Annotated in this window: 14 protein-coding genes; 6 read left to right on the forward strand and 8 right to left on the reverse strand. The window is 74.0% G+C overall.

Annotated elements, in window-relative coordinates; all coding sequences use genetic code 11:
* Positions 1-50: 50 nt before the first annotated feature.
* A complete protein-coding gene (locus ABZ128_RS28020) occupies positions 51-425 on the reverse strand; it encodes a DoxX family protein (protein ID WP_356851734.1) in 375 nt (124 codons plus the stop codon).
* A gap of 258 nt (positions 426-683) precedes the next feature.
* Here ABZ128_RS28020 and ABZ128_RS28025 point away from each other — a divergent pair, with 258 nt between their 5' ends.
* Both ABZ128_RS28025 and ABZ128_RS28030 read left to right on the forward strand, forming a co-directional pair.
* Complete coding sequence (locus tag ABZ128_RS28025) at positions 684-1,043, forward strand: YciI family protein (protein ID WP_356851736.1); 360 nt, start codon at positions 684-686, stop codon at positions 1,041-1,043.
* A 76-nt stretch (positions 1,044-1,119) separates the two neighbouring features.
* Complete coding sequence (locus ABZ128_RS28030; RefSeq protein ID WP_356851737.1) at positions 1,120-2,385, forward strand: DUF6596 domain-containing protein; 1,266 nt, start codon at positions 1,120-1,122, stop codon at positions 2,383-2,385.
* Positions 2,386-2,427: 42 nt separating this feature from the next.
* Here the strand turns inward: ABZ128_RS28030 and ABZ128_RS28035 are convergent, their stop codons facing one another.
* Complete coding sequence (locus ABZ128_RS28035; RefSeq protein WP_356851739.1) at positions 2,428-3,909, reverse strand: condensation domain-containing protein; 1,482 nt, start codon at positions 3,907-3,909, stop codon at positions 2,428-2,430.
* A gap of 730 nt (positions 3,910-4,639) precedes the next feature.
* Here ABZ128_RS28035 and ABZ128_RS28040 point away from each other — a divergent pair.
* Complete coding sequence (locus ABZ128_RS28040) at positions 4,640-4,810, forward strand: hypothetical protein (protein WP_356851741.1); 171 nt, start codon at positions 4,640-4,642, stop codon at positions 4,808-4,810.
* A 145-nt stretch (positions 4,811-4,955) separates the two neighbouring features.
* On the opposite strand, the gene ABZ128_RS28045 is transcribed toward ABZ128_RS28040, so the two are convergent.
* The gene (locus tag ABZ128_RS28045) at positions 4,956-5,375 is read right to left on the reverse strand and encodes an SRPBCC domain-containing protein (protein ID WP_356851742.1); all 420 of its coding nucleotides are present in this window, start codon (positions 5,373-5,375) and stop codon (positions 4,956-4,958) included.
* Positions 5,372-5,686 carry a metalloregulator ArsR/SmtB family transcription factor gene (locus tag ABZ128_RS28050; RefSeq protein WP_356851744.1) on the reverse strand — a complete coding sequence of 105 codons (315 nt, stop codon included), beginning with the start codon at positions 5,684-5,686 and terminating at the stop codon, positions 5,372-5,374. Before ABZ128_RS28050 ends, ABZ128_RS28045 begins: the two co-directional genes overlap by 4 nt.
* Positions 5,687-5,863: 177 nt before the next feature.
* Between ABZ128_RS28050 and ABZ128_RS28055 the strand changes: the two genes are divergently transcribed.
* On the forward strand, positions 5,864-6,343 hold the full coding sequence (locus ABZ128_RS28055) for a hypothetical protein (protein WP_356851746.1): 480 nt from the start codon (positions 5,864-5,866) through the stop codon (positions 6,341-6,343).
* 486 nt (positions 6,344-6,829) lie between these two features.
* Here the strand turns inward: ABZ128_RS28055 and ABZ128_RS28060 are convergent, their stop codons facing one another.
* Positions 6,830-7,309, reverse strand: coding sequence for a hypothetical protein (locus ABZ128_RS28060; RefSeq protein ID WP_356851747.1), 480 nt, complete (start codon positions 7,307-7,309; stop codon positions 6,830-6,832).
* A gap of 118 nt (positions 7,310-7,427) precedes the next feature.
* On the opposite strand from ABZ128_RS28060, the gene ABZ128_RS28065 reads away from it, so the two are divergent.
* Positions 7,428-8,501, forward strand: coding sequence for a DUF2330 domain-containing protein (locus ABZ128_RS28065; RefSeq protein WP_356851748.1), 1,074 nt, complete (start codon positions 7,428-7,430; stop codon positions 8,499-8,501).
* 39 nt (positions 8,502-8,540) lie between these two features.
* Here ABZ128_RS28065 and ABZ128_RS28070 read toward each other — a convergent pair whose 3' ends face one another.
* The 3 genes from ABZ128_RS28070 to ABZ128_RS28080 form a co-directional block, all read right to left on the reverse strand.
* Positions 8,541-10,121, reverse strand: coding sequence for a carboxylesterase family protein (locus ABZ128_RS28070; RefSeq protein ID WP_356851749.1), 1,581 nt, complete (start codon positions 10,119-10,121; stop codon positions 8,541-8,543).
* Complete coding sequence (gene surE / locus ABZ128_RS28075) at positions 10,118-11,023, reverse strand: 5'/3'-nucleotidase SurE (RefSeq protein WP_356851751.1); 906 nt, start codon at positions 11,021-11,023, stop codon at positions 10,118-10,120. Before surE ends, ABZ128_RS28070 begins: the two co-directional genes overlap by 4 nt.
* A 146-nt stretch (positions 11,024-11,169) precedes the next feature.
* Positions 11,170-12,417 carry an MFS transporter gene (locus ABZ128_RS28080; protein WP_356851753.1) on the reverse strand — a complete coding sequence of 416 codons (1,248 nt, stop codon included), beginning with the start codon at positions 12,415-12,417 and terminating at the stop codon, positions 11,170-11,172.
* 694 nt (positions 12,418-13,111) lie between these two features.
* Between ABZ128_RS28080 and ABZ128_RS28085 the strand changes: the two genes are divergently transcribed.
* On the forward strand, positions 13,112-13,828 hold the full coding sequence (locus ABZ128_RS28085; RefSeq protein WP_356851754.1) for a phosphatase PAP2 family protein: 717 nt from the start codon (positions 13,112-13,114) through the stop codon (positions 13,826-13,828).
* Positions 13,829-13,914: the final 86 nt, after the last annotated feature.

Raw genomic sequence — 13,914 nt, forward strand, 5'->3', positions numbered from 1 at the left:
GGGGGGCGAGCGCCCTCCCGGCGCGCCGGCACGGGCCCCGGCCGGCCCTTCTAAGGCTGCGCGCCGCGGCTCACCTTGCGGGCCCACAGGACCAGGGGGATCTGCAGCGGCAGCCGGCCCACCGCAACGGCCTGGACGGCGGGGGAGCGGCGCCGCGCGTCGACGGCCATCTTGATGTTGGCGGGGAACACGCCGACGAAGAACGCCGCGGCGGCCAGAGCCGCCACCCGGCGGGTCCGCGGATGGACGATGCCCGCGGCGAGCGCCAGCTCGGCCGCGCCGCTCGCGTACGTCCACTGGCGCGGGGTGCCGGGCAGGGAGCGGGGCACGATCGCGTCGAACTGCTCCGGCTTGACGGCGTGCGCCACGCCCGCCGTGGCCAGGAGGCCGGCGAGCAGCAGCGGGGAGGAGAGAGTGCGCGGCATGGGTTTCCTCTCGGAAGGACGGCCCGGGCCCCGTGATCCTACTCGCGGGTAGCCGCCTGGGTGCCGGTACGGGCCCCCGCGCCCGGGCCTCCTGTGCCGGACGCGCGCGCCGCCGCGCGCGGGGCTGCGCAGACGCCGGGTGGCCGTGCCGGAGGTTTCTCCGAAGAATTTCCCGGGAGCTGTCGATCCCGGCGCCTCCCGTTCGACACAAGGGTGAGCCGCGGGGAAAGGCCCCGCCCGCACGACCGAGGAGTCACCATGCCGCGCTTCCTTTCCCTGATCCGTATCGACGAGCAGAGCCTGCCCGCCGACACCGCCTTCCCGGAGGACTTCCAGCAGCGCATGGGCGCGCTCCTGGAGGAGATCACCAAGGCCGGGGTCATGCTGGACACCGCGGGGCTGCTCCCCACCTCCGAGGGCACCCGGGTGACCTGGTCCGGCGGCGAACTGAGCTACACCGACGGCCCGTTCACCGAGACCAAGGAGGTCGTCGGCGGCTACGCCATCCTCCAGGCCAAGGACAAGGCCGAGGCCCTGGAGTGGACGAAGCGGTTCCTGGAGATCCACCCCGAGCACTGGACGGTCGGCGCGGAGCTGCGCCAGATCGACGAAGGCTGACCACCGGGAGCCGGCCGCCCGAGCGGGCCGCCGGTCTGTTTGCCCGGATCCGTCACGGCTGGTCTGATGGGTGGCCGTGACGGAAGAACGTACGGCGCAGGCGGTCGAAGCGGTGTTCCGGATCGAGTCGGCGCGCATCATCGCCGTCGTCACGCGCATCGTGCGGGACGTCGGCATCGCCGAGGAGATCGCCCAGGACGCAGTGGTCGCCGCTCTGGAACAGTGGCCCGGGTCGGGTGTCCCGGACAAGCCGGGCGCCTGGCTCACGGCCACCGCCAAGCACCGCGCCGTCGACCTCGTGCGCCGCAAGGAGACCTACGCGCGCAAGCTCGCCGAAGTGGGCCGGACCCTTGAGGACGTGCCGCCGCCCGCCGAGCCCGCGGCCCCGGACGACATCGACGACGACCTGCTGCGGCTGGTCTTCACCGCCTGCCATCCCGTCCTGCGCACGGACGCCCGGATCGCGCTCACGCTGCGCCTGATGGGCGGTCTGACCACGCAGGAGATCGCCCGCGCCTTCCTGACCTCCGAACCGGCCGTCGCTCAGCGCATCGTGCGCGCGAAGCGGGCGCTGGCCAGGTCCGGAGTGCCGTTCGAGGTCCCGTACGGCGCCGACCGCGAGGAGCGGCTCGGCTCCGTCCTGGAAGTGATCTACCTGATCTTCAACGAGGGGTACGCGGCCACCGCGGGCGACGACCTCGTGCGTCCCGCCCTCTGTGAGGACGCGCTCAGGCTGGCCCGGCTCCTGGCCGCGCTGATGCCGAAGGAGCCCGAGGTGCACGGGCTCGCGGCGCTGCTGGAGTTCCAGGCCTCCCGGATCGCCGCCCGCACCGGCCCCGACGGCGCACCGGTGCTGCTCGCCGACCAGAACCGGACCCGGTGGAACCGGATGCTCATCCGCCGCGGAGTCGAGGCCCTGGCCCGCGCGGGCAGCGGTCCGTACTCCGTCCAGGCCGCGATCGCCGGCTGCCATGCGGCGGCCGTGCGCTACGAGGACACCGACTGGGCGGCGATCGCCACGCTCTACGGCCGCCTGGTCACCCTGCTCCCCTCGCCGGTGGTCGAGCTGAACCGGGCGGTCGCCGTCTCGATGGCCGAGGGGCCCGGAGCCGCGCTCCCGCTCGTCGAGGCCCTGGCCGACACGCCGGCCCTGCGCTCCTACCACCTGCTGCCGAGCGTACGCGGCGACCTGCTGGAGCGGCTGGGCCGCCCGGAGGAGGCCCGCGCGGAGTTCGAACGGGCCGCCTCGCTCACGCGCAACGCACAGGAGCAGGCGCTGCTGCTGCGGCGCGCGGACCGGCTGCGCACCGGTGAGGCGGCCCAGGGCCCCGGCCCGGAGTGACGGCCGGGGCAGCGCGCCACCGTTGCCGCTGCTTCCGCCTGCTCAGCGGAGGCGGACGGAAACGGCCGCGTCGAGCGGGCCGCGTACCGGCCGCCGCGGGGCCGTGAGCGCGACCGGCCGGCGGAAGGAGCCGTGCCGGGCGATCTCCCGGACGGTCTCCCGCAGCGCCTCCTGGAAGTCGTCCATGGTCCGGCGGGCGGCGGACGTGTCCACGTAGATGGAGTTCATGTGCAGCCCGTCCGCGTCCCGTTGGAACCAGGAACAGGCCCCGTTGGCCCGCGCCGACCACACGTGGGAGGTGGGCCGCCAGTCCTCGTGCCGCTCGGCGCCCGGGCTCTTGCGCATGTCGATGTACGAGAAGAAGTTCACCGGGTACGGCCAGGAACGGGCGGCGAACTCCCGCGGGGCCAGCAGCTCCCAGGCCCGCACGAACGGCACGTCGAGATGGCTGATCATCTCCCCGAACCCTGCCCGTACGGCGGCCATGACCTGACCGAAGTCACGACCGGGCGAGGCGTCGAACTCGATCGGCATGGTGTTGACGAACCAGCCCACCGAGTTGGCCCAGCCGGCCCGGCCGCGCTCGCTGACCGGCATGAATCCCCGGTACACGCCGGGGCCGCCGGCCTCGCGCAGGCACACGGCGACGGCGGCGAGCACGCCCATGAACGGCTTGCCGCCGGCCACGGTGCACGCCTTCTCGAACACCTCGGCCTCGGCGGCGTCCAGCAGCAGGGAGGCCTCGTTCACAATCGGGTACATCCGGTCCGGCTCCACCCCCAGTTCGAGCGGGAACCGGGGGAAGAACTCGCCGTTGCGGGCGATGAACGCCTTCCAGTAATCCAGCCGGCGGTCGGTGGCGTCGATGGAGAGGTAGCGCCGGCGCTGCTCGTCGGCGAAGTCGAGGTAGCTCGGCGCGGGGGGCAGGGCCGGGTCCTCGCCCCGGCACAGGGCCTCGTAGGCGCTCTGCACCTCGTGGACCACGATCGGCATCGACATGCCGTCGCAGACGATGTGGTCGAAGGCCAGGTACACGGTGGCGGAGTCCTCGCGCAGAACGGCGCCCATGGTGAACAGCGGCCAGGACAGCGTGTCGATGCTGCGCCGGAACCGCTCGGCGAGGAAGGCACCCAGCGCCTGCGAGGAGTCGAAGGCCGCCACCTCCGAGGCCTCCAGCAGCAGTTCGTCGGCAGCGATGGGCTCGCAGGCCAACTCTCCGGCGAGGCGCCTGAATTCGCACCGCAGCACCTCGTGCCGCCGTACGAAGGCCAGCAGGGCGAGGCTCAGGGCCTGCTCGTCCAGGGCCCCCGCGACCTCGAAGGTGACCGCGATCCAGGAGGCGACGGGGTCGTCGGCGCCACGGCTCTCCTCGGCGACGGTGAAGTGCTTGTCCTGGTTGAAGGACGCCGCCCGCCGGCCCTCCCCGTCCCCCTCCACCGACACGGGCCCCGCCGTGGACCGCAGGCGCCACTCGACGACCCTGCCGGGTGCCATGTGGTGCATCTCCAGAGGAAACTGCCGCATTCCGTCATCCCTTCGCCCCCAGAGTCAACCCCGAGCGCCTAACGACACCCGACCGCCGGAGGTGACGCGCCGATCAGTTCCTCCCTCCCCGGCCCCGACAACGGCAGCCGTTCCGCACCGGTCCCCGCGGGCGGATGACCCCTGCGGCATCCGGGCCGGTCAGGGCTCGGATCACATCCGGCCCGAGCGCCGGATTCAGGGCGACGGCGCGCAGGGCGTACAACTCCTCTGACGGGTCGGCGCGTTCCCGGCAAGCCGAGTGACTCCGGAGATCGACGAGAACACGGCAGCCGCGATCCCGGGCGGCCGAGCCGACCTGATCCGCCGGAACCTCCGGCGGATCCACCAGGGGGCGGCACCGGGCGCCGGCGAGTGTCCTCGTGGGTGGTCGAGGCCGCCACCCGCAGGCCTTCAGCCGAGGAGCTCCGCTTACGACCTGCCCTCGCGGGACGCGCACGCGCCGGTGCCCGGGGCGCGCGCCGCCGTGGGCCTCGCCGAGCGGCCCGTCCTCGTCGTGGTCGCGTCCCGGTGAGCGCACTCGGCGCCGTCCGTTCGACACGGACGGCACTCTGGTCGACACCGAGGTGCTGTGGTGGGCCACCGCCCGGGACGCGGCGGCCGGCCCGGGCCATGCGCTGACCGGCGCGGACGCCCCCGAGGTGGTCGGCCGTGCCGTCGAGGACACCGCCGCGCACCTCGTACGGGCACGGGTGGGGGAAACCCGTACGAGGTGGCGGCGGCCCTCACCGCGGACTTCTTCCGCCGGGTGGAGGCCGGGGCCCCGCTGCGGCCGGGCGCCCAGCGGCTGCTGACCGCATTCGAAGCGGAGGGCGTGCCCTTCGCCCTGGTCAGCGCCTCGCCGAGGGTGGTCGGCGCGGCCTCGACGGAGGCGGCCGGGTGAGCGGTCCTGGTGGTCCCCTCGCTCCTGGAGGTGCCCGCCTCGCCGTCCCGCACCTTCGCGCCGTCGCTGGAGTCGGTCACCCCGGCCGTCCTGGCCGCCTCCCCAAGACCGTGCGGGTCGAGTGCGCTACGGGAGGGGGCACGGCCTACGCGGCAAGTGCCGGTTCGATGCGGGCCAGTACTCCCGGCCAGCCGTGGCCCATGCCGTCGAAGGCGGCTTTACCCAGGGGGGAGTCGAGGTCGAAGCCGCTGTGTTCGAGGAAGAGCCGGGTGCCGGTTCCCTCCGCCTGAAGGCGCCAGGTGACCGTGGTGTCCAGAGTCCCCGGGGCGAAGCTGTAGCGCAGCAGCCGTTCCGGCTCCACGGCCAGCACCTCGCAGGCCTGGTGCCCCCACGGGCCCATGTCCAGGGTGAAGCGGTGGCCGACGACGGGCCGTACGTCGCCCGCGGCCCACCACTTGGCGTGCAGCTCCGGTTCGGTCAGCGCGCGCCAGACCCGCGCCGGCGGGTGGCCGATGAACTGGTCGCAGTGGATCGTGTCGGGGTGCTTCGGGTCGGGGCTGGTCACGGGTTCTCCTCGTCCAACAGGTCGCGCAGCGCCCCCATCCGGGCGCGCCAGTAGTGCTCGAAGGGGTGCAGCCACTCGCCGACTTCGGTGAGGGGCGCCGCCTCCAGGTGGTAGTAGCGATGGCGCCCGCGGGGTTCCTCGCGCACCAGGGCGGCCTTCTTGAGTACCGCCAGGTGCTCCGACACCGCGGGCCTGCTCAGCTCGAACTCGCCGGCGAGGTCGCCCGCCGCCCGGGGGCCGTGCCGCAGTGCCTCCAACAGCTTGCGCCGGGCCGGATTGGCCAGGGCGCTGAACACGTCGACTGCTGCCATGCGCCGACCATACGTCGGAGAATTCCGACGCGTCAACTTTTTCCGACGCTTTCCCGGGGCGACCCGGCCCCGCCGCCACGGTCGGCCGGGCCCCGCGCCGCCACGACCGCACGCGCCTGGCATACCCCGCACCTAGGCCGGCCGCACGGCTCGTGATCAAGGAGCAGTGCGGTGCGGATGGAGCGTCACCAGGTAGCCGAGGCGGTCTCTTCAGCGGCACGCGAGGACTTCGCGAACCGGATCGGGGGACGGGTCCGGTCCCTGTCGAAGGGCGGCCGGACGGCCACCGGGGGCCTCGGCGTCGTCCTCGTCGCGGGGGTCGTAGCCGAGGAAAGCGTCACGCCCGGCGAGTGGATCGACGCGTTCTGCCTCGCGATCCTCACGGACAAGACCGACTGGCACGGTGAGGCCTTCTACTTCGCCCGCCGCAAGTTCGAGGAGGAGGCACAGGGAAGCTCCGCCGGTGAACTCGCCACCGGGTTCAGCTGGACGCCGGCCCTGCGCACCGACTACCGCCCTACGCCCTCGTCACAGGCTTCGAGAGCCGGGGCCCGAGGGTCGGCGGCTTCGGCCGCGAGCGGCGTCATGTTCGAGCGGTACACCCGTGAGGCCTTCATCCCGGCGGACGGCCAACCCTCGTCGCCCGGCGACTCGTGAGCGGCATGCGTTACCAGGAGCTCCTCTTCACGTGGCGCGCCGCAGACTCGGCCGACGTCACGGACGCCCAGCTCGCCAACCTGCGGATGGCCTCCCGGCTCGGCGCGGCCCTGTTCCGCATCGCCCTCGCCGAGCCGGGCGCCGAGGCCGAGGTGACCATCGACGGCCGGACCCTGCGCTACCCGGCCACGCGGGACGACGGGGCGGCCGCCGGTAAAGACGGCTCCGGCTTCGCCGCCTACCGGGAGGCCCTCCACGCCTACCTGAGGGGCGTCGATCCCGGGCCGGCCGCCGAGCGGGCGCTGCAGGAGGAGGAGAGTTTCAACCCGGCCCTGGCCGACGCCCTCGAAGCCCACCGCGACCACCACCGGGTGGCCGACCGCGCCGACGACGCCCACGCCACCACCACGCCCGTCGGCGGGGCTGGAACATCCGGGTCGAGTCCGCGTACCTGCCCCGGCGGCTCCGCGGCCCGGCCCGGCGGCCTCAGGCGGCCGGGCCCAGGAGGCCCACGATGCCGTCCACGTAGGCGGCCGTGGCCGAGCCCGGGCTGGCGGCCCGCTCCCGGCGCAGCAGGGGCAGGCCCGCGCGGACGAACGCCGCGCACTGCCCGTACAGGCCGGCCTCGTACGAGCTTCCGTCGTCCTCCGACCCGAGCAGGGACACCAGGGTCCACAGCAGGGCCTCCCGGGTCGCCAGCCGGGGCGGGCCCGCCGACCACACGGCCATCAGCACCCCGCACACCGCGGGCGCGGGCGGCCGCAGGACACCCGACTGGAAAGCGTGCCCCTCCAGCGCGTGGAAGGCCGCCGGATGACCCTCGGCCGCATCCCACAACGTGTCCACCAGATGCCCCGCGGAGCGGCGGCAGCCGCACTCGACGCCATCCCAGTCGTGCCGCGCGATCTCCGCCGCGACGGTGTCGGGCACCATCGGGCTGGAGCGCGCCTTGTCCTTCCCTCTCATGGGAGAAGTATGGGATCAGGCCAACACGGCGGACCAGAGCCCCCCGCCCGCCGCGGCGCGGCCGGAACCGGATCACCGGAACCGGATCGTCCGGGCCGTCGTCTGTGCTCCCGTGTGGATGAAACGAAGAATCCTGGCCCTGTTGCTGGCCCTGCTCGCGACCCAGATCGGCTCCCTGGTCAGCCCGGCCTACGCCTGCGGCTGCGGGGCGATGATCCCCGACGGCACGTCCCGCATCGGGGTGGAGCGGGAGACCTCGGTCGTGCGCTGGGACGGGCACACCGAACAGATCGTCATGCGGTTCACCGTCCGCGGCGACGCCAAGCGTGCGGCCTGGATCATGCCGGTGCCCGGTCGGGCGACCGTGGAGCGGTCCGACGCCGCCCTCTTCACCGAACTGGGCGAACTGACCGGACCCGAGCACAGGACCCGTACGTACTTCTGGCCGCGCAACAAGGACTGGCCCTTCTCCTCGACCTCCGGCGACACCGCCGCAGCCCCGCCGCCGCGCGCCGCCGAAGCCCAGGTCGGCGTCGTCGGCCGCGAGCAGCTCGGCGACTTCGACGTGGCACGCCTGACCGCCACCGACCCCGCCGCACTGCGCAACTGGCTGGAGGACAACGGGTTCAAGCTGCCCGACGGGCTCGCCGCAGAACTGAAGCCGTACGTCGACCAGAAGTGGGAGTACGTCGCCGTACGACTCGCCCCCCGCGAGAAGGGCAGGTCCCTGCTGGGCAGCCTCGACCCGCTGCTGATCCGCTTCGACAGCGACCGGCTGGTCTACCCCATGCGGCTGTCCCGGCTCGCCAAGACGCCCCAGTCCCTGGGCCTCTACGTCCTCGCCGACCACCGGATGGAGCCTGCCTCCCGGATCGGCGGCGCGGCGCCCGAGGTCACCTTCGCGGGCACCGTCACCCCCTACGGCGCCCTGACCTCCCTCACCGGCGGCAAGCAGACCTTCCTCACCGCGATCGACCAGCGGTTCCCCCAGCCCGGGCTGATCGACGGCGACCACGTCCTGCGTGCCACGGCCGCCGACACGCCCTACCGCCGCTACGTCTACCACGACGAACTGAGCACCGTCGGCGGTGTCCCGACCTGGATCCTGACGGTCACCGGCGCCCTCCTCCTCGCCCTGGCCGCGCTCGGGGCCGTGCTGCTGCGCGCCCGACACCGGCGGGCGCGCAGCTGAGGCGGTGGCGGCGCCCCCCGTGCGGCGCCACCGGCGGACTCAGACCGGGCGCGGCGGCTGCGTCCGCCAGAACGCGCACTGGTGGTCGGCCGCGAAGGTGCCGCTCGGGCGCGTGTCCCGGGGATGCAGGATGAGGACCGTGCCGCCGCCGGCCGGACCGCTCCCGGCCGCCGGCCAGGCCGCCTGCCCCGGCGCTGCCGGGGCGCCCTGGCGGGCGAAGGCGCCCCAGTACCGCTTCATCCGGGTCGCGAGCGCCTCCTGCACGGGGGTCAGGGGACGCTCGCCCATCGTGAAGTCGTGCAGGTACGCCAGCTCGGCGCTGTGCGCGTTGGACTCGTCCAGGCCGGGCACCTGCGCCCCGGCCAGGGTCGGCGAGTCCGGGTCGTCGAACTCGTAGGCGTAGGTGGGCACCTGCGCCGCGAACAGCTGCGCCGTCCACGCCGTCTGGCAGGCGAAGGTCGAGTCGGTGAGGACCGCCGACAGCGCCAGGTATCCGGACCCGTAGGCCGCCACCGGATACCGGGCCAGCACCTCGGGCCCCGCCGCCCCGTATCCCGCCAGCACCTGCGCGGCGTACTGCTCCGGCGTCAGGTACGGCTGGGTCAGCGCGACGAAGAACCGCGACTCGGAGCGGGTGCTGCCGATCAGCACCGGCACCCTGTTCCAGGAGCCGCGCCCGATGGCGGTGGCCGGGTCCACCGGCAGCAGCCCGTCACCGGAGGCCGGCCCGGAGGTGGGCAGCGTACGGGCCGCCTCCACCAGGGCGGCTCCGGGAGCGGCCCGCAGGCACGCGAGGGCCGCGGCCGGATCCGCGCAGCCCGCGCTCACGGCGAAGGCCCGGGCCTCGGACTCGGCCCGCGCGGTGTCGGGCGGGCGGATCAGGGTGCACGGGCCGCTCTGCAGCACGGCCCGGTGGAACAGCCCGGCCGCCGAGGGCGCGGCCAGCAGCGCGCAGACGGAAGCACTGCCGGCGGACTGCCCGGAGACCGTCACGCTGGCGGGGTTGCCGCCGAACCCGGCGATGTTCCCGCGGATCCAGCGCAGCGCCGCGATCTGGTCCATCAGCCCGAACGAGCCGGAACGCTGCGGCTCCTGCGCGGTGAGCTCGGGAAGGCCCAGGTAACCCAGCTGCCCCAGGCGGTAGTTGATGCTGACCACCACGCTGCCGGTGACCTCGGCCATCGTCCGCCCGCCGAACTGGGTGCCCGTGCCCTGGCTGTACGCACCCCCGTGGATCCAGACGACCACGGGCAGCCGGGCTCCGGCGCGGGCGCCGCGCGGCCGGTACACGTCGAGGTAGAGGCAGTCCTCGCTGACGTCTCCCGGGTCGCGCAGTCCGTGCGGCGAGAACTGCAGGCAGGCCGGGGCCTGTCGGACCGCCTCGCGGACCCCTCCCCAGCGGGCCGGCTCCTGAGGGGCGCGCAACCGCGAGGCACCGACCGGCGGAGCGGCATAGGGGATGCCGAGGAACTCCTCGGCTCCGTCGTGGTCCTGGCCCCGCAGTACGCCCTGTGCCACCGCCGCGTGCGGGCGGGGCCCGCCCTCGGCTGCTGCGGTGGAGGGCAGCGACAGGGCGAGGAGGGCCGTCAGCGCGAATGCCGTGAGCCTGCGCGGCTTCACGGGCGCAGCCCGGCGACCAGGGCCGACACGGGGCCGAAGTCGGCCGGTCCCGTGTTCCAGTCGGCGTTCATCGGGCTGACGGCGATCCGGTCGGCGCTCACCGCCTCCACGTCACCGCCGCGTGCGGCGGGCCGGGGGCGCAGCCGGACACTGACCTTCCAAGTGCCGTCGCCGGCGTCGGTGAAGTCCGGCTGGAGCGGTGCCTGGGGGTCCTGGAAGGTCGAGGAGACCCCTGCGGCGGTGCCCTTGCCCTCGGGGCCGACGACGGGGTGGTTGACGTTCAGGCCGACTCCCTTCGGGAGCAGCGGGCCGGATCCCGCCCGCGCGTGCAGCCGGTCGATCAGCTTCACCGCGAAGTCCATGGTGGGTCCCATGGCGTTGACGGTGGCCGTCGGGTCCGGGACGGCGAGGCCGCCGGTGCTCAGGGCGATGGCGGGGACCCCGTATTCGAGGGCGGCCACGGCGCCGCCGACCGTACCGGAGTGGGTGGCGAGACCGGCGAGGTTCGGGCCGAAGTTGGTGCCGGAGACGACGAGGTCCGGGGCACGGCCCTCGAAGACCTCGGAGAGCCCGAAGACCACCGCGTCGCCGGGAGTGCCGTCGACGGCCCACACCTTCGGCTCGGGGTGCTTCACCGTGATCGAGGGGGCGCTCGTCATCTTCGTACCGGTGCCGCTCTGGTTGGTGAGCGGGGCGACCATGGTGACGTCGTACCCGGCGGCGGTGAGGCGTGCGAACGCCGTACGGATGCCGGGGGCCTCGTAGCCGTCGTCATTGGTGAGCAGGATCCGCAGGGGCGCCGCGGGCGCGGTCTGCGGTGAGGCGACGGCCGGCGGCATTCCGGCCAGGGCCGCGGTGCACAGCAGCAGAACCGCGGGCGGAAGTACGTACGTGCGTCGCACGGGGGCTCCTTCGAAGCAGGGACGGGCAACAGCGGGACACGGGGGACCGGTTGCGGGGAGAGGGGACCGGCGGGCGCATGACCCTCGGCATGCGCCCGCCGGAGTCCGGGGCCGGGCGGTGCACTTCGGCGGACCGCCCCGGCGGGTCAGCGCACGCCGCGGATCGGGAGGATGGCGAGCGCGCCGATCAGCGACAGCGCACCGCCGACGAGGAAGAGCGGGGTGTACCCGCCGAGCCCGGTGACCACCGCGGACGCGACGAACGGGGCGATGATCTGCGGACCCGCGTTCGCGATGTTGAGCACGCCCATGTCGCGGGCCGCGTCCTCGGCCCGCGGCAGGACCAGGGTCACGAGCGCCGTGTCGACGGCCATGAAGCAGCCGAACGCCAGGCCGTTGAGCGCGCTGAAGACCAGCATGCCGGTCCAGGTCGGGCTGACCACGGGGACCGCCATGACGAGCCCGGCGAGGGCGGCCGAGACGCCGACGAACACCTTGCGCCGGTTCCACCGGTCCGACAGCAGGCCGCCCACCAGGGTCGAGAGGGCCATCGCGACCATCGAGACGGGGGTGAGGACCGCGATGGCGGCGGGCGGGGTCAGACCGGCGGGCAGGGTGATGTGGTCGTCGAGGATGTACAGCTGGTAGCCGACGACAGAGAAGTAGCCGAGGACCATCAAGGCCCGGCCGATGAAGGCCCAGCGGAAGTCGTGATGTGACAACGAGGAGAGGAAGGCGCCCAGTTGGGCCCGCTTGGACACGCGGGCCGGCGCGGGGCCGGCACGGGGGACGTCCCGGCACAGCGCGGTGAGCAGCAGCGCCGCGCCCGCGACGATGGCGCCGAGGACGAGGTAGCCGGTGCGCAGGTGCTCCGCGGTCCGCGAGGCGACCAGCACGCCGACGGTGCCGCCGACCGGCAGCCCGAGGCCCACGAGGGCGGATGCCGTCCCCCGCCGGGCGGGGGGTACCCGGTCGGGCACGATCGCGGTGACCGCGGCCTGGTGCACGTTCATCGTCGCCTGCACCAGGCACCAGCCGATGCCGAGCAGCAGCGCGGTGGTCACGCTGCCCAGGAGCGCCAGGGCGGCGAGGGAGGTCAGCGCGCCTGCGAGGACCCACGGGTTGCGGCGGCCGCTGCGGTCCGAGAGGGCGCCGGCGATCGGGTTGAAGGCGGTCGCGAACACGGCGCTGACGCCGCCGATCACGCCGAGTACCGCGACCTTGTGGGCGGGGTCGATCGCCGCGACCTGGGTGGGCAGCAGGACCGAGCCGACGCCCATGTAGACGGCCATCATCGCGGAGTTGGCGAGGAGCAGGAGGGGCAGCAGGCCGCGTTGGCGGGGAGGTTCGGGATCCGCGGAGGCCGGCGGATCGATCAGTTCGTTCTGGGCCATGACGACTCCTCGGGGGACGGAGCGGGGAGGGCGCGCAGGCTCGGCGCGGGGGAGGGGCGCCACGCGTGCGGTGGCGGCCGGGGTGGTTCAGGCCGCGAAGAGGTGGTCCGCGGGCGGTGAGGAGGTGGTGTTACACGTGTCACCGCCGGGCTTGGAGACTGTGTAGCACTCGTTTGCGCTCCACCGCCAGGGTTTGGCGCAGGGGATGTTCGTATCGTGACCGAGGCAGGGCGGGCGGTGCTGCCATGACGTGTAACCGGCCAGTAGGGGCTTCTTGGGAGGCGGTGTCGGCCGAAATGCCTCTTGCCCTTGTGGCGGCCGTCACGCATCCGCAATACTCCGTGCGCGCACCGCTCGGCAGCATTCCCCCGGCGGGGTCCGCCCTCCGCCGTGCGCTCCCTGCCCGGTCGGCGCGGCCTCCTTGCGGGTCTGGTGTCGGGTGCCGCCGCCTCTGCTGTCCACCGGCGCATCCGCCTTCGGGCGGTCGTACGCACCCGCCCCTTCGGGCGGTCGTGCGCGTTTGCCCCTCCGGGCGGTCGTGCGCCCCGTCTTCGGGCGTCGGACACCCCGCCCTCACGGTCGTCCGCCGCGCCCCTGCCGAAGGCCGTCGGCCGTGGCTCCCCTCCCGCCGTACTCCGCCGCCGACCCTCCCCGCCTGCCTCAACCGCCTCGGCGGTCCCGTGAAAGGCCTGTCATGCCGCGTCCCCGCTCCGCCGCACCGCCGCCGCTGTCCGCGCACGCCCCCCGGCACCACCTCCCGGCGCCACCGCCGCGCCACGCGCTCCCCGTCGGAGTCCTCCTGCTGCTGCTGTCCCTGCTCATCGGTGTCTGCCTCATCGGCGGCGCCCCCCGCTTCCTGCGCGGGGTGGACGAGGGCTGGGCCGCGGCGGTGGACGGCTCCCGCGGCGGCGCGCTGACCGGACCCGCCACCGTCCTCGACCGGCTCGGCGGCCCGTTCGGCCTGGTGATCCCGCTCGGCCTGGCCGGCTGCCTCTGCGTGTACGGGCGGTGGCGCTCGGCCCTGTTCGCCCTCACCGCCGCCGTCGCCGCGAACGTGGTCGTCGTACTCCCGCTCAAGGCGCTGGTCGACCGGCCCCGCCCGCCGCACCCGTGGGTCCTGGTCAACGAGGGCTCGTACCCCTCCGGCCAGGTCTTCAGCGCCGTCACGCTGGTGATGGTGGTCGCGGCCCTGGTGTTCCCGCCCCGCGCCCGCCGCTGGTGGTGGCTCTTCGCGGCCGTGTACGTCCTCGCCATGATGGCCGGCCGGACCTGGCTGCACGCCCAGTGGCTCAGCGACACGGCGGCCGGCGCGCTCGCCGGCTCCGGGAGCTGTCTCCTGGTGTGGAGGGGGTTCGCGCCGCTGCTGCGGACGGAAGCGGAGCGCGCTGCGGCAGGGCGCCTGTGGGGCTGACGGCCGACGGCACCCCACTCCATATCGTGACTGATTGACGCTCGTTTCAAAACCGCCATAAGCTCTCCCCGGGGGGCCGGAGCACG

Source organism: Streptomyces sp. NPDC006326, assembly GCF_040612915.1.
In the GTDB taxonomy this organism is placed as follows: domain Bacteria; phylum Actinomycetota; class Actinomycetes; order Streptomycetales; family Streptomycetaceae; genus Streptomyces.